This is a genomic window from Paenibacillus sp. S-38 (genome assembly GCF_049942825.1).
Classification (GTDB): Bacteria; Bacillota; Bacilli; order Paenibacillales; family NBRC-103111; genus Paenibacillus_G.
This window is the reverse complement of the sequence record NZ_CP187970.1, coordinates 5,131,957-5,157,596: the sequence shown is the minus strand read 5'-3', so window position 1 is coordinate 5,157,596 and position 25,640 is coordinate 5,131,957. Positions and strand designations below refer to the sequence as shown.

Below are 25,640 nucleotides of genomic sequence, written 5' to 3'. Positions count from 1 at the left end.
AGGAGGAAAGCCGATGCTCCGAAAGTATAAAAGATGGAGAAGCCGGAATATGGGCCGTTCGCTTGCTGTCGACCTCGGCTTCGTCTCGGCTCTGATCCTGACGGCATTCGGATTCTTCTATGCCGCGGTATGGAGGGATTCGTCGCTGGTCATCCGGAAAGACCGGATCGACCGGCAGGCCGAATTCATGGTCCAGCAGCTGCATACCGCTCTGGTTACCCAGGAGAGCGGGCAGCGCGGGTACCTTCTGACGCGGGACCCGGAGTATCTCGAAACCTATCAAGAGGGCACTCTTGAGTTCGAACGGCTGTCGAGGGAGCTGAGGGCACTCTATGAGCAGGAGGACCATCATCCGGATATTCATAAGGAAGTGAACTCGCTCATCCGGGCCGGGGAGCAGTGGCATGACGACTACGCGTTCCCTCAGATTGACCGGTTCCGCAAAGGGACAACGGTCACGAAGCCGGAGCTGCTCAGCGGGAACAGCACTTTTCTGCGTATCCGCGTCCAGGCGGATGATACGCTGCAGCTGATGAAGGTGATCCGCGAGGAGCATGCGGAGAATCTGAAGAATGAAACGGAAAAAAATTTGAATATTTTGCTCACCCTGCTGGTATCGGCGATGGTGCTGCTGATCCTTCCGGTCAGCTCGCGCGTCCGCTGGTGGTCGGAGAAGGTACGGGGCATGAACGCAGCGGCCGGGGTCTACATAAGCCGGCAGGGGGTGGAGCTGCCACCGGAGCATCACGGCGGCGATCTTCCGCTGCTGGCCGAGCAGCTGGCCGCCCTTCAAGAGCTGGCCTCGGCCAGGCAGGGGGCGGACCGGGAGCTGGCCGTCCGGCTGGCGGCTGGGATGACGGAGTTCGCCCTGGTGACGGACCGGGAGCTGGAGGTTCTCCATGAGGAGCTGCCGGTGCCGGTGGAGGCGAGCTTCCCGCATGGGATCCAGTCGCTTGGCGATCTGCTCTCAAAGGAGAACCGGTCCGGCTTCCTGGCCCGGATGGAATCCGCGCGCCGCACCGGAGGGGAAGAGCAGTTCACCACCGAGCTGATCCTGCCGGGAGGCAAACCGATGCAGGTGCAGGCTTCGCTCATACTGCTGAAGGGCGGCCGGGGCATGGGGGAGGACCGCTTCCTCTGCCTCTTCCGGGATTTGACCGAAGAGCTCGCTCTGAAGCAGCGCTACGCCGAGCATGAGCAGCGGTTCCAGTCGCTCTTCGACCACAGCCCGGATCCGGTGTACGCACTCGATCTGGAGGGGCGGTTCACCGCCTTTAATCCGGCCTGCGCCTTCCTTGGATACCGTTCGGAGCAGCTGCTCGGATCCTCGTTTCTCATGCTGGTGACCCCGGAAGAGAGAGAGAGGATCTGGAAGGTCTTCCTCCGTTCGAAGGAGGGGGAGCCGCAGCATATTGAACTGTCGGTCATCGATTCCCACGGCCGCAAGCTCTATCTGCGGGAAGTCAAAATCCCGATCAAGGTGAACGGGGAAGTGGTCGGGGTCTACGGCATGGTGCAGAACATCACGGAGCGCAAGCTGATGCTCGAGCAGATGAACGAGCTCGCTTACTTCGATGAGCTGACAGGGCTGCCGAACCGGCGCCAGTTCATGAGGAAGGTCCGCGAGTGGATCACCGGTGAACCTGGCGGAGAGCTGAAGCTGGCTGTTCTGCTTGTGGACCTCGACCGCTTCAAGATGATCAACGACTCGTTCGGACCCGAGCGGGGGGATGACATCATCAAGAAGGTCAGCGAGCGGCTGCGCATGATCCTGGGTCAGGACGGGGTGATCTGCCTGGCGCGGCTCAGCGGGGACGAATTCGCTATAGCGATGGAGTACAGCGAGGGCTATCAGCTGACCGCCACGGCCAAACGGATTGTGGCCTCGCTCGATACCCCGTTCGCGGTGGATGAGATCGAGTTCCGGTTCACGGCCTCGGTCGGGATCTCCGCTTATCCGCAGCACGGCCATGACGAGCTCTCGCTCTTCAAGCATGCGGAATATGCGATGTATACGTCCAAGAGCCGCGGCCGGGGGCAGTTCACGATATACTCCGACACGATTCAGGGCAACTCGCTGGAACGCCTGTCGCTCGAAACTCAGATCTCCAAGGGGCTGGAGGGCGGCGAATTCATCGTCTACTATCAGCCGCAGATCCATCTGGCGAGCGGCCGGGTGACCGGAGCCGAAGCGCTCGCGCGGTGGAATCACCCCGAACGCGGCCTGGTGCCGCCTGGCGAGTTCATCCCGGTCGCCGAGGAGACAGGGCTGATCGTCAAGCTGGGCAGGCAGATGCTATATGAGGCCTGCCGGCAGGGCCGGGCCTGGATCGATGAGGGCCATGAGGGCATCCGGGTAGCGGTGAACGTGTCGGGCAAGCAGCTGCAGTACGATGCGTTCGCCGAATATGTGCGCCGCACGCTGCTCGAGACGAAGTTCCCGCCGCACCTGCTCGAGCTGGAGATTACCGAGAGCGTCGTCATGGACAACGTGGAGAAGGCGGTCGGCGTGCTCAGCGCGCTGAGCTCACTCGGCGTACAGATTGCGATCGACGACTTCGGTACCGGCTATTCGTCGCTGAGCTATCTCAGCCGGCTGCCCGTGCAGCGCCTGAAGATCGACCGATCGTTCGTCAGCGAGATGTTCAGCTCGAGTGCGAACCAGGTCATCGTCCATACCGTGCTCGCGATGTCGGAGAGCATGGGGCTGGAGTGCACGGCGGAAGGCGTCGAGACCGCCGAGGAAGCGGAATTCCTGCGCTCGCTGGGCTGCGCCGAAGCGCAGGGCTACTATTACGGCAAGCCGATGACTGCGGCCGAGTTCAAGGGGAAGTTCCTGGAATAGCCTGCCGCGGAGCGGGAGCGGACCAGACGAACTGCACAAGCTGTAAAGCGGAAGGGGCTGCCGGAGCGGCGGCCCTTGTTTGCACGATTAAACAAAAAATACACATCAAAAATTGAAGGCCGGGCAGGCATTCGAGCATATTCAGGGATCGGTCAATGAAGTGGCCGAACAGGTCCTCGAGGTCTCTTCCGCGATCGAGCAGATGTCGGCAATTGCCGACATCTGCTCGATCGAATATGTGGTCCGGTTGGCGGAGGATACGGCCGGAGGAGCGCAGCGCATTTCCGCCGCTTCCCAGGAGCAGCTGGGCTCTATGGAAGAAGTATCGGAATCGGCGGACACCCTCTCGCGGGTGGCGGACGAGCTGGAGACGCTGACAGGCAAGTTCAAGGTATAAGCTTCGGGCAATAGATGCGGGAACCCCTCGATTGGATCACATCCGGGAGGGGTTCTTTTCGCTTGGCGTTTTGAGAGCGGGAGAGAGGCCGGCGGCTTGGTGCTACAGGGGACACTGGTCCCGCAGCGGGCAAATGTGTATCATAAGTGAATAAAGGGAGGCGATGCTATGGAAGCCTATCAGAACTTGATCGGCGTCGTGCTTGAGAAGATGCAGATGACCCATAAGGAGCTGCGCTTCAATCTTGACGGGCTGAACGGGGTGCTGCAGCAGCACAGCGAAGAGGAGAAACGGGATACGCCGGAGCTGCTGACAATTGCAGAGCTGCGGGATACGTATGCCGAGCTGCTCTCGGCACTGGAAGGGCGTTTTCCGGGGCTCAGGGAGCTGTAGGGGGCCGCGGCATCGTTTTGGCAAAAGAAAGGACTCCCGTCCCGCTGCATTCCCTGCTATAATAGGGACTCCAGGCAGGGAAGAAGCCGGCCGGGAACGAACTGGGTTAAAGGGGAAAGGGGAAATATGTCTGTGATTGTGGTTGGGGGAATGATCGGCCTGGGGAAGACATCGGTAGCCACGCTGCTCGGAGAAGCTTTGGGGTCTGAGGTATTTTTTGAGAGCGTTGACGACAATCCGATTCTGCCGCTGTTCTACACGTCATCGCCCGAGGAGATCGAGAAGAAGCGGTATCCGTTTCTGCTTCAGCTTCATTTTTTGAATACGCGATTTAAGGCGATCAAGGCTGCACTCATACATAACCGTAACGTATTGGACCGCAGTATTTATGAGGATTGGTATTTTGCCAAAGTGAACTTGGAGCTCGGCCGCATCTCGCCGCTGGAGTTCGAGGTGTACGAGGGGCTGGCGGACAACATGATGACGGAGCTTGCCGAGCTGCCGAAGAAAGCGCCGGACCTCATGGTCTACCTCAAGGCGTCGTTCGAGACGGTCATGTACCGGATCGGCCTGCGCGGCCGCAGCTTTGAACAGGATGCGTCGCTGGTGGAGTACTACCGGCTGCTGTGGTCCGGCTATGACAACTGGGTCATGAACCATTACCATGCCTCGGAGGTTCTCATCGTCGACATGGACCGCACCGATGTCGTCAACCGTCCGGAGGATGCCGTCCGGCTGGTGAACGAAATCAAGGCGAAGCTTGACGAGCTGTGCATTGTGTAAGAACGGAGTGTCCGGGAAGCCGGGCGCTTTTTTTTTGTTATTATAGAATTCATAACATAGCAGGGTGGCGCAGAGAGAAGATTAGAGAGGGAAGGAAGATAGGATGGGAAAAGTTTACGGGCCGCCTTTGAAGTCGCGTCGTACCACTCCAAATTCGAATGGGACAAGACTTCAAGAGCGGTTGGAGCCCCATGCCCCTGCCTCCCGTGACCAACGTATGGACTGGCACGCTCCGAGATCTTAAGGGACGCCGACAGGCGCTGCTGGCGCGCGAGCCCTCTATGAAAATAGCGGAAGTACGGTGCGTTATTTCCACTTTTCGGGGGTTCCCACCAGAAATAAGGGGGCTCTGATGCGCTATTGTAGGGATGGGCGGGGGTTCCAGGCCCGTTTTCCCCATATTTTTTTTTGTACTCCAAACTAAGCCTGTCAAGGTGTTCTTTTTGACAGGCGGCTTCTTTCCTCCCATACTTGTTTACGGGTCTGACTATCAAGTCAGACCCTGCCTTACGGCGAGTAACGGGGTGCAGGGGGCGTGCTCCCTGCATAGTCTTTTTCCTGAGAACAGCGGGACATGTCTACATTCCTTGGCACGAGGGCAAAATGGTTCTTTGCGCCGGCTGGCAACCTGATATTCGTGGGTTCTCACATGTGATTACATACGACCAGAGAGTTTCCTGCTAACTATCAACGCACATAAAGCTCCTGTTCCCTTGCTTTGTGCAGCGGAACTACGCGGATTTCTCTCTGCCTAGCTTTGTACTTTGCCCCCGAGCCAAAGAATGTAACGCATCTTCCTCAAATCCGTTCTCTTACCACCTCCTTCTTCGTATTTTCAAACTTCTATTACAAGCACAAGCGATTATGCTGCCGCTCTTTGCTTCTGGACTTCCTTGGCTATAGCCCAGATAAATCCCAAGAGCTCCCTGGCCACGGCGGTAACGATGGTTCCTTTGTTCTTTCCCCTGAAGCTTAACCTATTAAATTTATGATGCAGTCTTTTATGCGCCTTCCAAGAGATCTCAATAATCTCCGAACTGAGCTCCTTTTGCCTCTCCCGCAGGGCTCTTCTTACAGCAGGTTTGCTCCGGTAGGTCCAGGCGGCTTCGACCAGTACCCGTCGAATATGCGCATTACCGACTTTCGTGATTCGCCCTTGCCAGCGGCTGCCTCCGCTTGAACTTTCCGAAGGTACCAATCCGGAATAACTCATAAGCTGCGGCGCAAAAGCAAATCTTCCTGCGAGATCTCCGAGTTCGGCCGCAAGAGTAGTGGCCGTAACTAAAGCAATACCATGAAGTCCTTGCAGCGCCTGAATCATGGTAGCCTGGCACCCTGCCGAAGCCTGCCGTTCCATTTCCTTTTCGTATCGCCCAATCCGGTTTGCGGCCTCCCTGATGGTGTTGCGGTATTCTTGAAAGACGATATCCTCGCACGCATCCGTAAAGCGCAAGGTATCCAGCCAGTTCTCGTAGGCCGATGTCCATAACTTCGTGCCGCCCGGTGGATGAAGCTGGTGCCGAAGCAGGAACTTCGTTAGCCGCTGCTTGTGCCGATTCATATCCTGAACCGCATCCTCCCGGGCCCGAACCAAATCCCGCAGTGCTTCGTCCTCGGGTGTAGGTACGTAGATTTCGGTTAACTCTCTGGCCCTGTAGAGCTGCGCTAAACGTATAGCATCCCTTTTGTCGGTTTTAATGCGCTTGTTGCCATCCAATGCTTTGGGCGCAACGACGCTGCAATTGACAAAGAGTTCAAGGAACCAACGATACAGCTGAAACCCTGTAGGCCCGGCCTCATAGCAAACGTCGAGTTTGATCTCATCGTCCTTTGCAAGCTGCTTGACTAACTTTCGCACGGCCTCCTTGGTATGGGGAATCGTCCCCCAGAACCGCACGGGCTCATCTCGATTTTCCGTGGCTATGGCAACGGCAATTTTTTCCTTGGATACGTCTAACCCTACATACTTTGTGGACATACTCATTACTAACCGACTCCTTTTTGTTTGTAGCTCTGTTTTGGATATGATTGGTTTATTCATTCCAAGTCATTTCCAACTTCAACCTACGTGATGCAAAGAGGTAGTCGGTTTCGTTCATTATAACTATAATCCGGGAAATGCCGGGAAAACCTTCAATAAGATACCTCACTTCCGTTATTGTAAAACGAACACTTCGTCGCCCTGCCCAAACGATCGGTCACCGGAGGTGGAGGCTGAACCGAATACCTTTCGGATCTCACTTCAGGTCGCGGATCGCCGCCTGAGACAAATCGCAGCTCGGCTCCACCTGCAGCGGCTGAAGCTGAAACCATCCGTCAGGCAGGCGTACTCCCCGCGCTGCTTGTCCCCGTATGGACAGCGGTGAAATACGGATTCCGCCGGATCAGGTGGAAGAACAGCCGGCCCGCCGCCTCCCAGCGGTCACGGTAGAGCAGCTGCACATCTTATATGTTTAAGAAACTAGCACCGTTCATTAAGGGCGGCAATGCCATTTATCTCATTGCAGGGAATCGTCAGATTAATATACATTCCCCCAATTGGTGCGGCGGTGGTTAGGCCTAGTTCGGCGGCCGGCTGTATAGAACCGGCTTCGGAGGCAGAAACTGAGGGGCAAAGAAGGCATTGGCAGGACTGCGGAAGACGCGGTTCGCAGCCGAGGCGGCAGAGAAAGCGAGGAGGAAAACGGATGGTTACGGAAGCAGTCCCGCATGAAGACCGGCAGACACTCCTGCATGGGGGCGATGAACGGGAAGCCTTCGGGCATGCGGCGGTGCCGCCGATCTATCAGACGGCGCCATTCGCCTATGACACCTTCGAGGCCTATGCCGAGGCGGAGCGAACGGATTACGAGCACTATGTCTATTGGCGAGGCACCAATCCTACGGTAGAGCTTGCCGAGCGGAAGCTGGGGGAGCTGGCGGGCGGCGAAGCGTGCAAATGCTTCGCCTCCGGGATGGCGGCGATCACGGCGGCATTGATGTCATCGCTGTCAGCGGGAGACCATGTCGTGGCCGTGGGTCAGGTGTACGAATCGACGGTGGCCCTGCTGAAGTATCTCGGCAAATGGGGGATCTCCCATACGGTCACAGCCGGTTGTACGGTCCAGGAAGTGGAGCGGGCCATCGGCAGGCACACCAAGGTGATCTACATGGAGAGCCCGAGCTCCATGACCTTCCGGCTTACGGATGTGCCCGAGGTCGTCCGGCTGGCCCGAAGCCGCGGAGTTCGCACCCTGATCGACAATACGTGGGCGACTCCTATATTCCAAAAACCGCTGGAGCATGGGGTGGATCTCGTGATAGAGGCCGCATCCAAGTACCTCGGGGGGCATAATGACCTGCTGGCCGGAGCGGTGATCGGATCGCAGGCTGCCTTGGAAAGCCTGTTCTCCAAGGAGTTTCAGCTGTTCGGGGCGGCGCTGGCGCCCTTCGAAGCTTGGCTGCTGAGCCGTGGACTGCGCACCCTGCCGCTGCGGATGAAAGGCCACCAGGAGGGCGGGCTTGCGGTCGCCAGAGCATTGGAAGGTCATCCGGCGATTGCCCGGGTGAACCACCCGGGGCTTCCCTCCCACCCAGACTATGAGCTCGGAAAGCGGGTGCTCAAGGGATATTCCGGCGTATTCAGCATCGAGCTGAAGGACGCCCGGTTCGAGCGGGTCGCGGAGGTCATCAACCGGATGAAGCGCTTTGAGATCGCCCCCTCGTGGGGCGGGTATCAGAGCCAAGCGGTATCCCCGAATTATGGTTATAACCTGCAGGCACTGGAGCAGGAGAGGCTGTCTCCGGGGCTGATCCGCCTGGCCGTCGGTTTGGAGCCCCCGGAGGAGCTTATTGCGGACCTGGAAGCCGCGTTGGGATAGAAGGTGGAGCAGACGGCGGAAGCGGCTGGGGAGGCGTGCGCTGCAGACAGGAGACGCATGTCCCGCTGAGGTAGCTGGAGGCAGCAGTACAGGCACTAGTCCAACGCAGCTGGTGACCAAGCCGAAGGAGCAAGCAGTGGGGAAATGGAGGGCAAGGCGGCAGGCCGCGAGCGATCGCAAGCTGCGAGCGTATGCAGAAGCAGCTCCTGACAGAATGCGGAGCATGCGCAGGAGCCGCTGGTCTTCGGTCAGCCTGTTCGCAAGCCCAGCGGACAGCGGGCCATCGCAGCTGGGGGCAAAATACGGACCGAAGCACAGCAAAGAACAGACCGGCAGAAGAGGACACTCCCGGGTACGAGAGCCGGCGCGCGGCTTATTAATCTAAGGCAAGGACATCCAGGAGGGGGCCGGTCGGCGCCCTTTTTGTCTTGGACTTGCACGGAAATTCGCTTGGAGTATTCTTTGGGACAATATACTTGTTAACACAATTATAGTTGAATGTAAAATCATCCCTTGGCCGCTCGGTAAACATCGGATGCCGAAGCGCCTTCAGGCTCACCATAAACTTATTATCAATAAACGTGTTTACAACCTTAATGGACTGCTTTCTCTTTTCGGTACTCCGTCACTTCGAGAACCGGCCGTACGCTGCCGGGATCTTGACCCAAGAGGCATAGGCGGCAAAGGAGCTATCCCCGCTGGAAAAAAGAAGAAGTTCCAGAGCAACATCCCCCTATCGTCATTCGTCTGGAAAAAGGAAGGACCATCGATGAGAGGGGAATGAGCGGCATGGGGGGTCAAAAAAGAAGAGGAAACAAGAAGACAAGAAAGACGCTCAGAAGAACGGCCGGTTGGCTGAGCCTGATGATCATCATGGCGCTGGTGTCCGCCTGCAGCAGCTCAAGCAGCGAAGAGTCCCAGCCGGCAGCGAATACCGCAGCCCCGTCTGGAGCGGCAGGCTCCTCCGATTCGGCTGCCAAGAAGCTGGAAACGGCAGCTCCATCTTCCGAGCCGGGCGGCGGCGGAGGGAAGACTGACAGTCCTCCGTCCGATAAGCGGCCGCCGGAAGGGAGGGCGCCCGGTCCGGCAGCGAATCAGGCGCAGGCGGGCCAGCTCACGGCAGGGGAGTGGAACGACCTGCGGAGCTGGGATGCCTGGCTGGGGACGCTGAACAAACCGGCGTACAGCCAGTACTTGGGCCGCTGGAGGATGTACCCGCAGCAGCGGGTCACGGTCAAGGTGACGGACGGCGGGCAGCCGGTCATAGACGCTTCGGTAGACCTGCAGCCTTCCGGAGGAGGGCAGGCCGTCTGGAGCGCGCGGACGAACAACAGGGGAGAGGCGGAGCTGTACGTCGGCGCGTTCGGACCGCATCCGAAGGACAGCTACACCGTGGGAGTCACGAGCGGGCAGGCCAGCCGGAAGCTGGAGGCCGTCCAGCTGCAGTATCGGACGGAGCTGGCCGTCGAGCTGACGGGGGCCGCCGCCAAGCCGGCAGGAACGGCGGACCTCATGCTCGTCTTAGATACGACGGGCTCGATGGCCGACGAGCTCGATTATTTGACCGCGGAGCTGGCGAATGTCGTGGAGCGGGTGAAGTCACAGGAGAGCGGGGCGCCGCTGGCGGTGAGGGTGTCCGTCAATTTTTACCGGGACCATGGGGATGATTATGTGCTCCGGCCTTTTCCTTTTACGGAGGAGGTGAAGGAGGCGGTCCGGCGGCTGGAAGCGCAGACGGCACGGGGCGGCGGCGATACGCCGGAAGCGGTCGAGGAAGCGCTGGAGGATGCGCTGCTGAACCATCAGTGGAGTGAATCCGCCCGGGCTCGCCTGCTCTTCCTTGTCCTCGATGCCCCGCCGCACGGTACCGAGAACGCCATCGCGAAGATGGGTGAGCTCGCCCGGAAGGCCGCTGCCATGGGCGTGAGGATCATACCGGTCGCCTCGAGCGGTGTGGACACGAATACGGAATTTCTGATGCGCTCCGTTGCGGCCTTCAGCGGAGGCACCTATGTCTTCCTGACCAACCACAGCGGCATCGGAGGGGAGCATGCCGATCCGGTGACAGGAGAGTACAAGGTGGAATTCCTCAATGATCTGATGGTACGGGTCATCGGCGAGTATACGAAGTAAGCGAAGTCACCGAAAGAACCGAAGTCACAGGCCGGGAGCCGCAGCAGCGCGGCTTCTTTTTTTCGCTTACGGATGGCAGAAAACGAATGCTGCACCCAAACAGTACGCCTGAGAGGCAGCGCTGCGGCACGGTACCCTGAGTTTCACACCAGGGAGCAGGCTGGCAGGGACTTTTGCCGCATGAAATGCTGCTGCGTTCAGAAGGTTAGCTTGGGGGGGATGCCGCCTTCTGTTTTTTCTGCTGCAATCTGTTATGATAGGAGTACATATGTACGGGGATGGTATGTTCGCTTATCGCCCGGGAGCTGCGGAACAAGATCAGGTGGAGAGGACAAGAGAGTCATGAGTTTTACGCTGACGGATGATGGCATCAAGCTGCTCTGCGGCCGGTTTGCCTATGAAGAGGGGGAGTCGCTGTACAGGCACGGAAAAGTAAATCTGCTTCCCGGCGGGCCGGAGCCCCAGGTTCAGGAGGCGGAGGTGGACGGGGAACGGGAGCTGTACCTGGTTACCGTGGACCTGGACCGGGAGGGCGAAGCCTATGCGGAGTGCTCCTGCCCGGTGTACCACCCGGACGACAAGTACTGCGCCCATATTGCCGGCGTGCTGTGGCACCTGCTCCATGCCCCGCCGGAGGAGCCTGTCGATGTATCGGAGGTGGACCGAGTGCTGGCCGGCGGCATGCTGGATCTCTTCGGCCATAAGCCGCGGCGGTCCAGCGGGCTGCGCCCTTTGTTCGATGCGCGGACAGTCCTTCCGATGGAGTTCGTATGCAGACCCGCGGCTTACGGGGACGGAAGGACCGTGCTTGGAATGGAGCTCCACACAGGCCCCAAACGGGTATACGCCGTGCAGTCGATCAGGGCTTTCCTGGAAGCGGTGGACCGCAGGGTAAGTTACAGGGTCAGCAAAGGCTTCCTGTACGACCCGGATCTACACTGCTTCGCCCCGGAACAGGATGCCGTGCTCCGGAGCCTGATCCGGATTCTCCGCAACGAGGAACTCTACCGGGAGACGGAGGGTGGCGAGACGGGAGCGGGCCCTATGCGGCAGAAGGTCCTGGAGATCCCGCCTTACGCATGGGAGGGGCTGCTGCCGCTGCTGGAGGCGTCCCCTTCGGTACGGGTCGAACAGGCGGGATCCTCCTGCGAGGGGATCGGCTGGCTGGAGCAGGGACTGCCGCTCGAATTCCGCTTCAGCGATGCGGAGGGACACGGGTCGGGCTATGTGCTCGAGGTTGAGGGATTGGAGCGCGTGCTCGTGCTGGAGGGCTACAGGCTGGCACTGTGCGAAGGCCGGTTCCTGAAGCTGCCCGAGGAGGAGTGCCGCCGGCTCTCGGAGCTGAAGCGCATGCTGGCTGACGCGCGCCGCAGCCGGATCCGCATTGCAGCGGAGCAGGCGGAGCCTTTTGTCGACAAGGTCGTACCGGGGCTGATGAAGCTCGGCCGTGTCCGGATCGAGGAAGCGGTGTCCGAGCGAATCGTGCAGATCCAGCTGAAGGCGAAGCTGTACCTGGACCGGGTGAGGGACCGGCTGCTGGCCGGACTCGAGTTCCAATACGGCGACATTGTTATCAATCCGCTGGAAGCTTCGGGCGAGGTCCATGGGGAAGGAAGAATCCTCATGCGGGACGGGGAGCGCGAGCAGCAGATCCTGGCGCTGATGGAGCAGGGGGATTTTACGGTGACCGAAGCCGGGTACTACATGAACGATGAGGAGTCGGAGTATGACTTCCTCTACCGGATCGTGCCGCAGCTCGAGAAGCTCCTGCAGGTTCTGGCCACATCGGCCGTCAAGCTGCGGATCCACAGCGGACCGATTCTGCCCAAGGCGACCGTGGATGTGGATGAGCGCACCGAGTGGCTTGAGTTCAAATTCGAACTCGAGGGCATCCCCGATTCCCAGATCCGGAAGGTGCTGTTCTCGCTGCAGGAGAAGCGGCGCTACCACCGGCTGCCGGACGGCTCCCTGCTGCCATTGGAGGGGGACGCCTTCCAGGAGATTCTCCGCACGATGAACGCGCTCGGGATGGCGGAGGGGAATCTCGGGCTGAAGCTGCCGGCCTTCTACGGGCTGCGTCTGCCGGAGACCGACGGGCAGAGCGGAGCCGTGAGGCTTGGGAAATCGCTGCGGCGGATGATCGAGCATATGCGCAATCCCGACCACCTCGAGTTTCCGCTGCCCGAGAGGCTGGCCCCGGTGCTGCGGGATTACCAGGCGTACGGGTTTCAATGGATGAAGACGCTCGCCCGCTACCGCTTCGGCGGCATTCTTGCCGACGATATGGGGCTGGGTAAAACGGTGCAGAGCATCGCTTTTCTGCTCTCGGTGCAGGAGGAGATCCGGGAAACGGGTCAGCCCGCTCTTGTGGTCTGTCCCGCGTCGCTGCTGTACAACTGGCTCGCAGAGATCCGCAAATTCGCCCCAGAGCTACGCACCCTTGTCGCCGACGGAAGCCGGAGCCAGCGCAGCAGCATACTGGAGGGGGCGGCAGAGGCGGATGTCATCGTCACTTCCTATCCTCTGCTGCGCATCGACTGGACCTGGTATGCCGCTCGATCCTTCCATACGCTGATACTTGACGAAGCCCAGGCCTTTAAGAACCACGCGACCCAGACGGCGCAGGCCGTGCGGCAGGTGCAGGCCCTGTACCGTTTTGCGCTGACCGGCACGCCGGTGGAGAACCGGCTCGAAGAGCTCTGGTCCATCTACAGCGGGGTATTCCCCGAGCTGCTGCCTCCCCGCAAGGCCTTCCATGAACTGACCCGCGAGTCGGTGGCCCGAAGAATCCGTCCGTTCCTGCTGCGCAGGGTGAAATCGGATGTGCTCAAGGAGCTGCCGGACAAGATCGAGACGCTCCAGGCGGCCGACCTGCTTCCCGAGCAGAAGAAGCTGTACGCGGCTTACCTGGCCGGTCTGCAGGAAGAGACCTTGAAGCACTTGAGCGTAAGCGGCTACGATAAAAGCCGGATCAAAATCCTGGCCGGTCTCACCCGGCTGCGCCAAATTTGCTGCCACCCCGCGCTGTTCGTGGAAGACTACCAGGGAAGCTCGGCCAAATTCGAGCAGCTGCTCGAACTCATCGACGACTGCCGGAGTGCGGGCAGGCGCATGCTCGTCTTCTCGCAGTTTACGCAGATGCTCGGTCTGATCCGCCGGGAGCTCGGGTACCGGGGCATCCCCCATTTCTACCTCGACGGCCAGACGCCGTCCGCCGAGCGGGTTGAGCTGTGCGGCCGGTTCAATGACGGCGAAGGCGATCTGTTCCTCGTCTCGCTGAAGGCGGGCGGCACCGGCCTCAACCTGACGGGGGCGGATACCGTGATCCTGTATGACATGTGGTGGAATCCTGCTGTGGAGGAGCAGGCGGCCGGCCGGGCGCACCGGATCGGGCAGAAGCATGTCGTGCAGGTGATCCGGCTGGTTGCCAAGGGCACCGTTGAGGACAAGATGTACGAGCTGCAGCTCCGCAAAAAGAATCTCATCGAGGCGGTCATCCAGCCCGGGCAGGAGGCGCTGTCAGCCCTCACCGAAGAGGAGGTCCGCGAGATTCTGATGCTGCATCCGTAAGAGCCGGCCGCGAGGCCGAGAACGCACCTAAGCAGCATGCCCGTGATTCGCATGAAGCGGACGGGGCATGCTGCTTTTCTATGCTGTTGCGGGAGGGAAGGAGACAGGCCAGCCAATGGGGGCGGGCTTGCCGGTAGCCCAAACGCGTGCGGAACACGGAAAATCCGTGTCAGCGGAGGGACACTCGGGCAAAGTCAGCTCGAGCGCGTGCGGAACACGGAAAAACCGTGCTGCAGCGCAAGCATCGAAGGAAAGCGGCCCGTTAACACAGAAAAACCGTGTTAGCCGCGGATAAACCAGCCGCACGCTGCAGCCTGGAGAGGGTAAGCGGGTTCCACACCCGAGCCGCAATTCGTTTCATCACTCTACAACGACCGGCCACCGGACCGATCTCAAGTCACAAATCCTCAAAGCCGGCCACGAGGATTATCAGCATATTTACAATAAACAAGTGAACCGCCGCCATGGTGAAATGCAGCTGCCCGTCCCAGCGCAAGGATGGCCGCCCTCTTCGGCGGAGGTGGTATCCAGCGCTTTGGGTCAACGCGAAGCTGAACAGATTGGTGACGAGCAGGCATTGGACCAGCCACTTGGATACGGTGATGAACGCCGGGGTGTTGTTGACATTCGGAGGGAGAAACCAGCCCAGCGGGCTGTATGCCTGTAATGACAGCACGAGGATGACCCAGGCGAAAAACTGGCACAGCGCTGCGCTGACAATAGACATAGAAGCCGCTCCTTTCGATGATATCGTTCTTACGAGCCCTCGTCATCCCTGAAGGCGGGAGGAGCGACCACCTCCACCTTGATCCGGTCGGGATCCTCGAAGAATACGGCGTAATGGCCGGGCCCGCCCGCATACGGATGACGGTCGGGATAGAGCAGAGGCGTTCCTCTTCGCAGCAGCTCCACAGTCAGCTCGTCGACATGCTCCTTTGATCCGGCATGGAAGGCCAGGTGGTTCAAGCCCACCCGGCACCGGTGATACGGCGGGTCCATAAACCGCTCCTCAGCCTGGACGAAGACAAGATAAGTCTGATCCCTGCGGAAGCTGAAGCCCTGCTCCCACCGCCTGTATTCCGAGTATCCCAGGCGGTGCAGCAGCCAGCCCCAGAAAGCTTCGGACTTCGCCAAGTCGGAGACGTACAGCTCGATATGATGCAGCAGGACAAGGCCTCCTTCCCGATAAAAGAAATGCTCTACGGCTACCAGACGAGCTTCCCCCGGCGGAAGTTGCTCATCGAGGGAATGAACAATCATTCTTGTACGTTCTCCGGAAGCTGAAGTACAATAGACGAATGATTGGCATCACACCAATAATAGATTATTCAGGCAGGGTGGAGCGTATGGAAGCCAATTTTTGTATGAGCTGCGGAGCAGCGCTTGAGGACCGGGACATGGACGGAACGATCAGACGGGCATGCACGCAGTGCAGCTTCGTCCACTGGGGCAATTACAGCATCGGGGTCGGGGCATTGATTGCCAAAGACCGGGCGTTCCTGCTTGTACGGCGGGCCCAGAATCCGGGCAAGGGGTACTGGACGAACCCCGGAGGATATATCGAGCAGCTGGAGGCAATCGAAGAAACGATCCGCCGCGAAGTGCGCGAAGAGGCGGGAGTGGACGCTGTAGTCCGCAGGGTGGTGGCGCTGAGAGACCTGCCGAGGGCGGTCCACAACGTGTATATCGCCTTCGAGATGGAATACGTGGGCGGGGAGCCGGTGCCGGACGGCATCGAAGTCGATGCGGCGGGCTTCTTCACGCCGGAGGAGATCGAGACGATGAACGTCGCCCCGTTCACCCGCTGGCTGCTGGATGCGGCGGCGAACGCAGGTGGCGATGGGCTGCATGCCGACGGGAACCCGGCCGTGCCGTTGGCCGGCTATGGCTTATTCCGGGCCTGATGAGGAAGGACTGCCGGCGGCCGTGTAGAAGAGGGCTTCCCCTTCACCCTGGGGCCGCCGGTATTGGGCCGGCTGACCCAGGCTGAAGCAGGGCCCGCAAAACCGGCGTCATTTTAGCCTGATTAATCTTGAGCTCGGTCGAAGACGTATGCTATCCTACAAGCACGAGTTCGCCTAAGAAAGATACTACATGGATGAGGGATGCGAGAGTATGGGCGGTTTGGATGTGTTTGGCCATCTGAAGTTATTCGAGCATGTGTTTCGGAATGCGCCGATCGGCATAGCGTTCGTTACCACCGAAGGGCATTGGACCAGCGTCAATCCTGCCGTGTGCCGGATTCTCGGGTATACGGAAGAGGAGTTGATGACGCTTACGTCCCGGCAGCTCTCTTATGACAAGGAAGCGGACCGCGAGAACGCCCTTCTGGACGAACTGCTGGACGGACAGCGGACGACATTCGAGATGGAAAAGAAGTACGTGCATAAGAGCGGCCAGACGATCTGGACGTCTCTGCACGTAAGCCTGGTCCGCGATGAGGCGGAGGGCAGGCCGCTGTTTTTTATAAAGCAGATCATCGATATTACGGAAAGCAAGCTGGCGGAGATGAGGCTGCAGGAGAGCATTGAACGGTATACCTCGCTTAAAAAGTACAACCACGACGCCATCATCTCGATGGGTCTTGACGGCAATATCATTAACGGCAATCAAATGGTGAGGCAGCTCACAGGCTATACCATCGAGGAGCTGGCGGGCACGAGCATTTCCCGGCTGATCGGCCGGAGCAACCAGGACCGCATCCTGTCAGACAACATGGATTATTCAGAGATCGAACAGTCGATCAATTATCTTCAGCGTAAGGATGGGGGGATGACTGAAGTACTGGCCACGCTGGCGCCGATCGTAATCCACAACAAGACAACGGGCTTTTATATTATCGCCAAGGATATGACGGAGCAGAAGCGGCTGCTTATCGAGAAAGAAGCGGCGGAGAAGACGAACAAGGCCAAGAGCGAATTCCTCGCGATGATGAGCCACGAGATACGCACGCCCATGAACGGGGTGATCGGCATGACGGACCTGCTCTTCGAAACCCGTCTGGATAGTGAGCAGGAGGAATACGTGCAGATTATCAAGAACAGCGGCAATACGCTGCTCAGCATCATCAATGATATTCTGGACTTTTCGAAGCTGGAATCCGGGAAGGCCGAGCTGATCCAAGAACCGTGCAACGTACGGGCGATCCTGTCCGAGACGATTTCGCTGATTCTTCCCAAAGCTCTGGAGAAAAACCTGGAGATTACGACCTCCGTCTCTCCCGACATTCCCCATTTGGTACTGGGGGATCAAATGAAGCTGAAGCAGGTGCTGATGAATCTGCTCGGCAACGCTGTCAAGTATACCCCGAGCGGGTCGGTTGCGGTTTCCGTAAACCGGGTAAAGCAGGCCCCGGATTCGGTGAAGCTTCAATTCGAGGTCCGGGACACGGGGCTGGGCGTGCCGAAGGAGAAAGCCGTCCACTTGTTCGAGCCGTTCTACCAGGTGGATCATTTCATGACCCGCAATGCAGAGGGGACCGGGCTTGGGCTGTCGATCTGCCGGAACCTGGTTAAGCTCATGGGCGGAGAAATTTGGTATGAGGCCGGACGGGAACAGGCTGGCTCCACGTTCCTTTTTACAGCAGAATTCCGGAATCATCAGGGTGGAGGGCTGTATGAAGCGGACGAAGAAGCGAACGGGAAGGGTGCCGGTAAAGTGCGCATTCTGATTGCCGAAGATAACGATATCAATACCCTGGTCATGAAAAGAGTCATTGAGAAGCTGGGTTATTCCGCCACGGTCGTACAGAATGGGGCGGAGGCCGTCGATGCGGTCAAACGGCATACGTATGACCTGATATTCATGGATGTCCAGATGCCGGTCATGAACGGGCTTGAAGCCACGAAGGCGATCAAGGAAGTGACGCCGCCGGAGAGCCGCCCTTACATTGTGGCGGTGACGGCCCATGCGATCAAGGGAGACCGCGAGAGATATCTGGCATCCGGAATGGATGAGTATATCAGCAAGCCGATCAGCATGGACTCCGTATCGGATATCATTGAGGGATACCTGGCACTCAAGAAAGCACCGTGAGGGGACGGGCAGCGGCGGATGGATAGAAGGGGATGCCAGGAAGGGATTGACAATTCCTCCCCTTCCGGTTTATTATTTATTTATCAATAAATCAGACGATCGAGGTGCATGGCGTTTGGCCCGCGAAAGCAAAAAAGAAGTGATCATCGACGGAGCTGTGGGTATATTCGCGGAGCTCGGGTATTACAAGACGACGACAGCGCGCGTAGCCAAGGCGGCGGGGGTAACCCAGCCGTATGTGTTTCATTTTTTCAAGAACAAAGAAGAGCTCTTCTTGGCTGTAATCGACCGGGCGATGAAGCGGCTCCACGATACGTTCGACGGGGTGGATGCGCCGGCCGACCAGCTCTCCGAGACGATGGGGGATGCGTTCATGCGCATCCTCGAGACCCACCGTGACGAGACCCTGATGGTCATGCAGGCTTACGTGATCGCCGAGCCTGAGATCAGGGTGCATGTGCGGCGTAATTTTGCCTTTATCCATGAGACGCTGACGGCCAAATACGAGAAAGCGGGTCTTCCACCCGGAGAGGCCGGTGCGGCTGCATCCCAGTTTATCGGCATGGGGCTGCTAATTACGCTGTCCCAGGTGCTGGATCTGCCCGGAATCGTATGCTTCGATGAGTAGAAGTGCCGGATTGCCTACATTCGACTTCCTACCAGGATGCTTTCTTAATTCCTCCACCCAATCTGACAGACATTCACACAGGCAGCCGCAGCTGCCTTTTTCAAAAAGGTTCTATTTATTTATCTATAAATAAATTTATTTGGCAGAAAGGATGTTGAAGCGATGTACAGCAAAACCTCTATCGGGGGGTCCAAGGTGACCGGAGGACCCCGGTTCTTTGAGGGCGAGAGAATCCTGGTGCTCGTCGGCCTCTTCGGTCTCCTACTTGCCCTGCTGCTGAGGCTGCCGATTCTGATGAACGGTCCCCTCGTTGCCCCGGAGGGAAATCTGGAAAGCGCCTTTTCCTTTGATGCGGCGCTCGGCCTCTACGTGCTGTCGTTTGCGGCGTTCATGCCCTTAAGCGGCATGAGCGAAAAGGGCCTGCGGCGGCTGCGGGCGATTTTTGTTCCCGGGGCCCTGTATGCCTTCCTGATCGAGACGATCCAGCACCTGCGGGGCATCAATCCCCGTTTCTCGAAGGCAGGTTCGGACATGGACGGGGTGTTCGGACTGCTCTTCGGTGTAGATTCCCTGCTGCTCATCCTGGTCGCCGTCTTCGCGGCCATTCCTTTCTTCCGCAGCCGCCCGGCGGGAGACCGGACACTGCCGGTACTGGGTATAAGGTATGCGTTCGTGTCGACGATGCTCGCCTTTGCCGCAGGCCTCGGGATGATTGCTCTGCAGAGCCGCTACCTGGGAAGCTCGGGCAATCTCATGGTGCTGCACGGACTTGGATTTCATGCACTGCAGACGCTGCCGCTGCTGGGCTGGCTGCTCGAGAGGGAGGGGGGACATTCGCCGCAGGCCCGGCGGCTGCTCCATACCGGGGGCATCGCCTGGAATCTGGCTGTAGTCCTCGTAGGCCTGCAGACGCTGCGGGGTGTGACCGTATTCGAGATCAGCTTCCTTCCTGTGCTTGCCGTCATCCTGCTTCTCGTCTGGGCGGCTGCAGCAGCCCTGTCGCTGCTCATCTGGTGGAAGGGCCGTCCGTGGGGAGGCGGCCGGGCCGGAGCGCGCGCCGGGCGGGCTTCCTGATCCTCGTGGCCGGAGGGCGTCCCGCCCACAGGAAGGAGTGCGGCAGGCTCTCCGGCGTCATCCAGCCCGGAGAAGGGGTGGAAAAAGTCTCCAGGGCAGGTTATCCTTACAAGGAAGCCCTGCGAAGCGGCGTTTGATCTAAGGAAAAGCACCGTTTGATTATAGGAAAAGGAGCTGCCTCATATGTATTCATGGTTATTTGCCGCAGCCGGGATCGCGTTCCCATTCTGGCTGCTGATGATCCTGATGCCGGGCTGGCGCGTAACGCGATTCCTGGCGGACCGTCAGGTGTTCCCCATCCTTCTGGCTGTGCTCTACACGGCCGGGATCGGGGCGGCCGTCGCCCAGTACGGCATCGGCTTCGTGCAGGATTTCGGCTCGGAGGAAGGCGTGCTCCGCCTGCTGGGCATGCCGGATTTTGCCCTCATCGTATGGATTCATATCCTCTGCTTCGATCAGGCGATCGGCCATTGGATCTACCGGGACCACATGGCGGACCGCTTTCTGCCACTGCCCGTGCAGTCCGTGATCCTGTTCTGCACGCTGATGTTCGGCCCCTTCGGATGGCTCCTCTACACCGTGCTCCGGGCGCTGCTCCGGCCGGCCCGCACTTGATTCGAGGGACATAGCGCAGGATAATGACAGTGTCACTTCTGATATTCGACGAAAGAAGGGAACAAGGGATGAACACCAGCCCGTGCTCAGCGTCTATCACACTGCGTGCTGCCGATTTGTCTGAGAAGGAAAGGCTTGCGGACCTGCGGGCCCTTGTACTCCAGACGGATTTGACCCGGCTTGGAAGATATGACGAAGAGAAGGTCCGCGAACGATTCCGGGGAGCGTTTGCCCCCGAATGGACGCGGATCGTCGAAGTGGAAGGCGCCTTTGCCGGATGTGTGGCGCTGAGGCCCGAGGGGGAGAGGGATGTACTCGAGCACTTTTATCTTCATCCAGAGTTCCAAGGACGGGGGATCGGCAGCCGGGTGCTCGCGATCCTGCTGTCGAAGAACGCGGCGGAAGGAAGAGGCGTGACCTTGAATGCGCTGCAGGGAAGTCCCGTCAGACGGCTGTATGAAAGATTCGGATTCCGGGTCGACCGGGAGGATCCGATCGACGTATTCATGACTTGGGAGCCGGAGGATTGGCGGAACGCCTGAATGCCTGAATGCTTCCGCTGACTCTGCCTGCCGGTTGGAGCAGTCTTGCTGCGAATCCGGATGACGGGCACGTTAACGCCGATTGCTGCACTCCAGGGAAAATGAAAGAGACATTTTCTCGCCTTCTTCGGGGAACCGGGGAAGGTTTTTTTTCATATAATCTGAAAATTCATATTTATCTGACAATAATTTGCTGGTATACTGGGAATTGTACCTGTTCCATGACGTGTTGTTTTCTCAAAATGGGAGAGACGGACGAGGAGGGGAGATGCGCCTATGGTGTTTTTGGACAAGCTGGCGGATTACCGGCTGAAAGAACAGGGTCTGCACTGGGAAGGGACCTTCCTGCAGTATCTCGAGAAGGTCAGGGAGCGGCCGGAGATCGCAGGGCTCGCCCATGACCGGATCTATCGGATGATTGAGGCGGCAGGCATCGAGGAGAAGGAGGACGGGCGCCGGGAGTACAAGTTCTTCAGCTCCGAGCTGTTCGGGCTGGAGGACGATCTGCAGACGCTCGTCGAGGAATACTTCCGGCCTGCGGCCCAGCGGCTCGATGTCCGCAAGCGGCTGCTCCTGCTGATGGGGCCGGTTAGCGGCGGGAAGTCGACGCTCGTGGCGCTGCTGAAGCAGGGGCTCGAGAAGTTCTCGCGCACCGAGGCCGGCGCCGTCTACGCTATCGCAGGCTGCCCGATGCAGGAGGAACCGCTGCATCTCGTGCCGATGGAGCTGCGCGAGGACTTCCGCCGAGAGTTCGGGATCAAGGTCGAAGGCGAGCTGTGCCCCGTCTGCCGGATGCGGCTCGAGACGGAATACGGCGGCCGGGCGGAGCTCATGCCGGTGAAGCGGGTGCTGTTCTCAGAAGTGAACCGCTCGGGGATCGGCACATTCGCCCCATCCGACCCGAAGTCGCAGGACATCGCCGACCTGACGGGTTCGATCGATTTTTCGACCATTACGCAGTACGGTTCCGAATCCGACCCCCGCGCCTACCGCTTCGACGGCGAGCTCAACAAGGCGAACCGGGGACTGATGGAATTCCAGGAAATGCTGAAGTGCGACGAGAAGTTCCTGTGGAACCTCCTCTCGCTTACCCAGGAAGGCAACTTCAAAGCAGGCCGCTTCGCTCTCATCTCCGCAGACGAACTCATCGTCGCCCACACGAACGAAACCGAATACCGTACCTTCATCGCCAATAAGAAGAACGAAGCCCTCCACTCCCGCATGATCGTCATGCGCATCCCTTACAATCTCAAGGTGACCCAGGAAGAGAAAATCTACCGCAAGCTCATCGGACAGTCGAACATCCGCGGCGTGCATATCGCACCGGGCGCCCTCTGGACCTCCGCCGTGTTCAGCGTGCTCTCGCGGCTCAAGGAATCGAAGAAGCCCGGCATGGACCCGCTGAAGAAAATGTACCTCTACGACGGCACGGAAGTCGAAGGCACGAAGAGCGGCGACGTCCAGGAGCTGCGCCGGGAGTTCACCGACGAAGGCATGTCCGGTGTCGATCCCCGCTATGTTATCAACCGCATCTCCAGCGCGCTGCTCAAAGGGGACAAGTCGTGCATCAACGCGCTCGATGTGCTGAAGTCGCTGAAGGAAGGACTGGACCAGCATGCCTCGATCACGAAGGAGGAGCGGGAGCGGCTCCTGAACTTCATCAATCTCGCCCGCAAGGAATTCGACCATAAGGCGCGCACGGAGGTGCAGCGGGCCTTCGTGTATTCGTTCGAGGAGTCGGCGCATACGCTCATGAACAACTATCTCGACAATGTCGAGGCGTACTGCAACGGCTTCAAGCTGCGCGACCCGATCACAGAAGAAGAGCGGGAGCCTGACGAGAAGCTGATGCGGTCGATCGAAGAGGGGATCGGCGTCACCGAGAACCAGAAGCGGGCGTTCCGGGAAGAGATTCTGATCAAGATCTCATCGCTTGCCCGGCGGGGCAAAAAGTTCGAGTACACGAGCCATGAGCGGCTGAAGGAGGCGATCGAGAAGAAGCTGTTCGAGGACCTGAAGGATGTGGTCAAAATCACAACCTCGGCCAAGACGCCGGATGAGACGCAGCTGAAGCGCATGAACGAGGTGTCGGGCAGGCTGATCGAGCATCACGGCTACTGCGCGGTCTGCGCGAACGAGCTCCTGAAGTACGTAGGCAGCCTGCTCAACCGCTAGCATTCCGAAAGGGGGAGAGACCGATGCAGCATCCGCTGTTTATCTTGTCGCAGGAAGACTGGTCTCTGCACCGCAAGGGCGAGCAGGATCAGCAGCGGCATCAGCGCAAGGTGAAGGAAGCGCTGCGTGACAACCTGGCCGATCTGGTCAGCGAGGAGTCGATCATCACCTCGCAGGGGGACCGGATCGTCAAGGTGCCGGTCCGCAGCATGGACGAGCCCCGCTTCCGCTACGATTACAGCGATAAGCCGCGCGTGGGGCAGGGCGGCGGGGGGACCTCTGTCGGCGATGTGATCGGCCGGGCCGGGGACGGCGGCCAGCCGGCGATGCCGGGACAGGGACGGGAGGCCGGCGATATGCCCGGCAGCGACTATTACGAGGCGGAGATCACGGTGGACGAGCTGGCGGAGCTCGTGCTGGAGGACCTGCAGCTGCCGAAGCTGAAGCCGAAGGCATCCGAGGATCTGACCGTCCCCGACGTGCGGTTCCACGACGTGCGTCCGAAGGGGCTGATCGGCAACGTGGACAAGCGCCGCACGCTGATGCAGGCGCTGAAGCGGCAGGCGCTGAGCGGGCAGGGGGGAGGCTTCGCCCCGCAGCCCGTTGTTCCCTCCGCCCTCGCTGGCAGCGCGGCGCCGGCGGACGGGCTGACCGGAGCCCGGGGGCTCATCCGGCAGGAGGACATGCGGTTCAAGACGTGGGAGGAGTTCCGCAAGCCACAGAGCTCGGCGGTCGTTTTCGCGATGATGGACACTTCGGGGTCGATGGGCCGTTTTGAGAAATACCTCTCGCGCAGCTTCTTTTTCTGGATGGTGCGGTTCCTCCGGACGAAGTACGAGGACGTGCGGATCTGCTTCCTCGCACACGATACGGAGGCGAAGCAGGTGGACGAGGAGGCGTTCTTCACCAAGGGGCAGAGCGGCGGGACCCGGTGCTCCTCCGTGTACCGGCTCGCGCTCGAGCTGATGGAGCGGGAGTATCCGGTTTCGCACTACAACACGTACGCGTTCCACTTCTCGGACGGGGATAATCTCGACTCCGACAATGCGGCCACGGCCGAGCTCGTCCAGAAGCTGCTGGAGTCGGTACACCTGCTCGGCTACGGGGAGATCCGGCAGTACGGGCAGGGCGGCCGGCTGTGGGAGACGATGAACGGGATCCGGCACGAGGCGTTCTCGCGGTCTGTGCTCCGGGACAAAAGCGATGTGTACCGTACGCTGCGCGAGTTCTTCCGGGAAGAGGCGGAAGGTTGATACGGGCAGGTATACAAGGAAGGAGGGAGGCCCGTTGAGGACGGCACAGCTGCAGGCATTGGAGCAGTCCATTGCGGAAATCACCGAGATGGCGGTGGAGGAGGGGCTCGACTTCTTCCCCATGCGCTACGAGATCTGCCCGGCGGAGGTGCTCTATTCGATCGGCGCTTACGGCATGCCGACCCGTTTCGCCCATTGGAGCTTCGGGAAGGCGTACCAGCGGATGAAATCCGCATATGACCATGGGCTGAGCGTGATCTATGAGCTCGTGATCAACTCCGATCCGTGCTACGCGTTCCTGCTAGACCGCAATACGCTGCTGCAGAACAAGCTGATTGTCGCGCATGTGCTGGGGCACAGCGACTTTTTCAAAAACAATGCGATGTTCTCGCGCACCGACCGCGGCATGGTCGAGCGGATGGCGGTGTTCGCAGACCGCATGCGGGCCTTCGAGCAGGCGTACGGCAGTGAGGAGGTCGAGAAGTATCTTGACGCAGGGCTGGCCATCCAGGAGCACATCGACCCCCACCGGCGCTTCGGGCGGGAAGGCGGCTTCCAGGAGACCGAAGGCGGCACGAAGGACGTGATCGGCTTCATCGCCTCGAACAGCCGGACGCTGGAGGATTGGCAGAGGGAGATTCTCTACATGCTGCGGGGCGAGATGCACTACTTCTGGCCGCAGATGGAGACGAAGATTCTGAATGAAGGCTGGGCCACCTTCTGGCACCTGCGGCTGCTTCGCCGTATGGAGCTGGATGAAGAGGAGATCCTCGAGTTCGCCAGGATGAACGCAGGGGTCATTCAGACCGCGCCCGGGCGGGTGAATCCGTATCATCTCGGCCTCCGGATGCTGGAGTACGTGGAGCGGCGTGAAGGGCTGGAGGCGCTCTTCGAGCTGCGGGAGACGGAGTCGGATGTCTCGTTCCTGCGGAGCTATCTCAGCCGCGACATGGTGGAGGAAATGGATTTATTCCTCTTCGAGCGGCAGGACGGCTTCTACCGGGTGACGGACAAGGAAGCGGAGAAGGTCCGCGATACGCTGATCGGGGAGCGGGCGAACGGAGGCTTCCCGTACATCACAGCGCTGGACGACGACTACCAGGGCCGCGGGGAGCTGCTGCTGCTCCACCGCTATGAAGGGCTGGAGCTTGACCGCAAGTATGTGGACCGTACGCTGCCGCTCGTTCACCGGTTGTGGGGCAAGCCCGTGCATCTGGAGACGCGCGGGGAGCATCAGCGCACGGTCCGGTACAGCTGCGACGGGCAGCGGGTGGCGGCCGGGTGAGAGCCGGGGAAAGATGCCTGGATGAAGCGTGAAGGAGGAAGGAACCGACATC

At 59.6% G+C, this 25,640-nt stretch carries 19 protein-coding genes; 16 read left to right on the top strand and 3 right to left on the bottom strand.

Annotated elements, in window-relative coordinates:
• The first annotated feature begins 13 nt into the window (after nucleotides 1-13).
• From ACP26L_RS22635 to ACP26L_RS22620, 4 genes are all read left to right on the top strand, one after another.
• A complete protein-coding gene (locus ACP26L_RS22635) occupies nucleotides 14-2,845 on the top strand; it encodes an EAL domain-containing protein (RefSeq protein ID WP_426446594.1) in 2,832 nt (943 codons plus the stop codon).
• Between the two features lie 112 nt (nucleotides 2,846-2,957).
• Entirely contained in the window at nucleotides 2,958-3,242 is a 285-nt protein-coding gene (locus ACP26L_RS22630; protein ID WP_426446593.1) for a hypothetical protein, read from the top strand.
• A 168-nt stretch (nucleotides 3,243-3,410) separates the two neighbouring features.
• On the top strand, nucleotides 3,411-3,635 hold the full coding sequence (locus ACP26L_RS22625; protein WP_426446591.1) for a hypothetical protein: 225 nt from the start codon (nucleotides 3,411-3,413) through the stop codon (nucleotides 3,633-3,635).
• Nucleotides 3,636-3,761: 126 nt separating this feature from the next.
• On the top strand, nucleotides 3,762-4,418 hold the full coding sequence (locus ACP26L_RS22620; protein WP_426446590.1) for a deoxynucleoside kinase: 657 nt from the start codon (nucleotides 3,762-3,764) through the stop codon (nucleotides 4,416-4,418).
• 862 nt (nucleotides 4,419-5,280) lie between these two features.
• On the opposite strand, the gene ACP26L_RS22615 is transcribed toward ACP26L_RS22620, so the two are convergent.
• Nucleotides 5,281-6,402, bottom strand: a complete 1,122-nt coding sequence (locus ACP26L_RS22615; RefSeq protein WP_426446588.1) for an IS110 family transposase — start codon at nucleotides 6,400-6,402, stop codon at nucleotides 5,281-5,283.
• Between the two features lie 703 nt (nucleotides 6,403-7,105).
• Between ACP26L_RS22615 and ACP26L_RS22610 the strand changes: the two genes are divergently transcribed.
• The 3 genes from ACP26L_RS22610 to ACP26L_RS22600 all read left to right on the top strand — a co-directional run bounded on the left by ACP26L_RS22610 (nucleotide 7,106) and on the right by ACP26L_RS22600 (nucleotide 13,981).
• Nucleotides 7,106-8,278, top strand: coding sequence for a trans-sulfuration enzyme family protein (locus ACP26L_RS22610; protein ID WP_426446586.1), 1,173 nt, complete (start codon nucleotides 7,106-7,108; stop codon nucleotides 8,276-8,278).
• Nucleotides 8,279-9,067: 789 nt separating this feature from the next.
• Nucleotides 9,068-10,411, top strand: coding sequence for a vWA domain-containing protein (locus tag ACP26L_RS22605; protein ID WP_426446584.1), 1,344 nt, complete (start codon nucleotides 9,068-9,070; stop codon nucleotides 10,409-10,411).
• Between the two features lie 342 nt (nucleotides 10,412-10,753).
• Entirely contained in the window at nucleotides 10,754-13,981 is a 3,228-nt protein-coding gene (locus ACP26L_RS22600) for an SNF2 helicase associated domain-containing protein (protein ID WP_426446582.1), read from the top strand.
• A 397-nt stretch (nucleotides 13,982-14,378) separates the two neighbouring features.
• Here the strand turns inward: ACP26L_RS22600 and ACP26L_RS22595 are convergent, their stop codons facing one another.
• Together ACP26L_RS22595 and ACP26L_RS22590 are read right to left on the bottom strand one after the other, a co-directional pair.
• The gene (locus ACP26L_RS22595; RefSeq protein WP_426446580.1) at nucleotides 14,379-14,708 is read right to left on the bottom strand and encodes a hypothetical protein; all 330 of its coding nucleotides are present in this window, start codon (nucleotides 14,706-14,708) and stop codon (nucleotides 14,379-14,381) included.
• Nucleotides 14,709-14,737: 29 nt separating this feature from the next.
• Nucleotides 14,738-15,148 (bottom strand): VOC family protein, encoded by a 411-nt coding sequence (locus ACP26L_RS22590; RefSeq protein ID WP_426455053.1) that lies wholly within the window; start codon nucleotides 15,146-15,148, stop codon nucleotides 14,738-14,740.
• A gap of 179 nt (nucleotides 15,149-15,327) precedes the next feature.
• On the opposite strand from ACP26L_RS22590, the gene ACP26L_RS22585 reads away from it, so the two are divergent.
• From ACP26L_RS22585 to ACP26L_RS22545, 9 genes are all read left to right on the top strand, one after another.
• The gene (locus ACP26L_RS22585) at nucleotides 15,328-15,885 is read left to right on the top strand and encodes an NUDIX domain-containing protein (protein ID WP_426446578.1); all 558 of its coding nucleotides are present in this window, start codon (nucleotides 15,328-15,330) and stop codon (nucleotides 15,883-15,885) included.
• 211 nt (nucleotides 15,886-16,096) lie between these two features.
• The gene (locus tag ACP26L_RS22580) at nucleotides 16,097-18,016 is read left to right on the top strand and encodes a PAS domain S-box protein (RefSeq protein ID WP_426446577.1); all 1,920 of its coding nucleotides are present in this window, start codon (nucleotides 16,097-16,099) and stop codon (nucleotides 18,014-18,016) included.
• A 115-nt stretch (nucleotides 18,017-18,131) separates the two neighbouring features.
• Nucleotides 18,132-18,644 (top strand): TetR/AcrR family transcriptional regulator, encoded by a 513-nt coding sequence (locus tag ACP26L_RS22575; RefSeq protein WP_426446575.1) that lies wholly within the window; start codon nucleotides 18,132-18,134, stop codon nucleotides 18,642-18,644.
• 162 nt (nucleotides 18,645-18,806) lie between these two features.
• On the top strand, nucleotides 18,807-19,718 hold the full coding sequence (locus ACP26L_RS22570; protein WP_426446573.1) for a hypothetical protein: 912 nt from the start codon (nucleotides 18,807-18,809) through the stop codon (nucleotides 19,716-19,718).
• Between the two features lie 183 nt (nucleotides 19,719-19,901).
• Nucleotides 19,902-20,333, top strand: a complete 432-nt coding sequence (locus ACP26L_RS22565; RefSeq protein ID WP_426446571.1) for an ABA4-like family protein — start codon at nucleotides 19,902-19,904, stop codon at nucleotides 20,331-20,333.
• Nucleotides 20,334-20,401: 68 nt separating this feature from the next.
• Nucleotides 20,402-20,875 (top strand): GNAT family N-acetyltransferase, encoded by a 474-nt coding sequence (locus ACP26L_RS22560; RefSeq protein WP_426446569.1) that lies wholly within the window; start codon nucleotides 20,402-20,404, stop codon nucleotides 20,873-20,875.
• Between the two features lie 276 nt (nucleotides 20,876-21,151).
• Nucleotides 21,152-23,050 carry a PrkA family serine protein kinase gene (locus ACP26L_RS22555; protein WP_426446567.1) on the top strand — a complete coding sequence of 633 codons (1,899 nt, stop codon included), beginning with the start codon at nucleotides 21,152-21,154 and terminating at the stop codon, nucleotides 23,048-23,050.
• A 23-nt stretch (nucleotides 23,051-23,073) separates the two neighbouring features.
• Nucleotides 23,074-24,303 carry a sporulation protein YhbH gene (gene yhbH / locus ACP26L_RS22550; RefSeq protein WP_426446565.1) on the top strand — a complete coding sequence of 410 codons (1,230 nt, stop codon included), beginning with the start codon at nucleotides 23,074-23,076 and terminating at the stop codon, nucleotides 24,301-24,303.
• Between the two features lie 34 nt (nucleotides 24,304-24,337).
• Complete coding sequence (locus ACP26L_RS22545) at nucleotides 24,338-25,588, top strand: SpoVR family protein (RefSeq protein WP_426446563.1); 1,251 nt, start codon at nucleotides 24,338-24,340, stop codon at nucleotides 25,586-25,588.
• Nucleotides 25,589-25,640: the final 52 nt, after the last annotated feature.

Coding starts and splice junctions, on each gene's coding strand:
- ACP26L_RS22585 (WP_426446578.1), top strand. CDS start 15,328: ATGGAAGCCAATTTTTGTATGAGCTGCGGAGCAGCGCTTGAGGACCGG.
- ACP26L_RS22635 (WP_426446594.1), top strand. CDS start 14: ATGCTCCGAAAGTATAAAAGATGGAGAAGCCGGAATATGGGCCGTTCG.
- ACP26L_RS22595 (WP_426446580.1), bottom strand. CDS start 14,708: ATGTCTATTGTCAGCGCAGCGCTGTGCCAGTTTTTCGCCTGGGTCATC.
- ACP26L_RS22555 (WP_426446567.1), top strand. CDS start 21,152: ATGGTGTTTTTGGACAAGCTGGCGGATTACCGGCTGAAAGAACAGGGT.
- ACP26L_RS22560 (WP_426446569.1), top strand. CDS start 20,402: ATGAACACCAGCCCGTGCTCAGCGTCTATCACACTGCGTGCTGCCGAT.
- ACP26L_RS22570 (WP_426446573.1), top strand. CDS start 18,807: ATGTACAGCAAAACCTCTATCGGGGGGTCCAAGGTGACCGGAGGACCC.
- ACP26L_RS22600 (WP_426446582.1), top strand. CDS start 10,754: ATGAGTTTTACGCTGACGGATGATGGCATCAAGCTGCTCTGCGGCCGG.
- ACP26L_RS22580 (WP_426446577.1), top strand. CDS start 16,097: ATGGGCGGTTTGGATGTGTTTGGCCATCTGAAGTTATTCGAGCATGTG.
- ACP26L_RS22620 (WP_426446590.1), top strand. CDS start 3,762: ATGTCTGTGATTGTGGTTGGGGGAATGATCGGCCTGGGGAAGACATCG.
- ACP26L_RS22615 (WP_426446588.1), bottom strand. CDS start 6,402: ATGAGTATGTCCACAAAGTATGTAGGGTTAGACGTATCCAAGGAAAAA.
- ACP26L_RS22610 (WP_426446586.1), top strand. CDS start 7,106: ATGGTTACGGAAGCAGTCCCGCATGAAGACCGGCAGACACTCCTGCAT.
- ACP26L_RS22605 (WP_426446584.1), top strand. CDS start 9,068: ATGGGGGGTCAAAAAAGAAGAGGAAACAAGAAGACAAGAAAGACGCTC.
- yhbH (WP_426446565.1), top strand. CDS start 23,074: ATGCAGCATCCGCTGTTTATCTTGTCGCAGGAAGACTGGTCTCTGCAC.
- ACP26L_RS22565 (WP_426446571.1), top strand. CDS start 19,902: ATGTATTCATGGTTATTTGCCGCAGCCGGGATCGCGTTCCCATTCTGG.
- ACP26L_RS22625 (WP_426446591.1), top strand. CDS start 3,411: ATGGAAGCCTATCAGAACTTGATCGGCGTCGTGCTTGAGAAGATGCAG.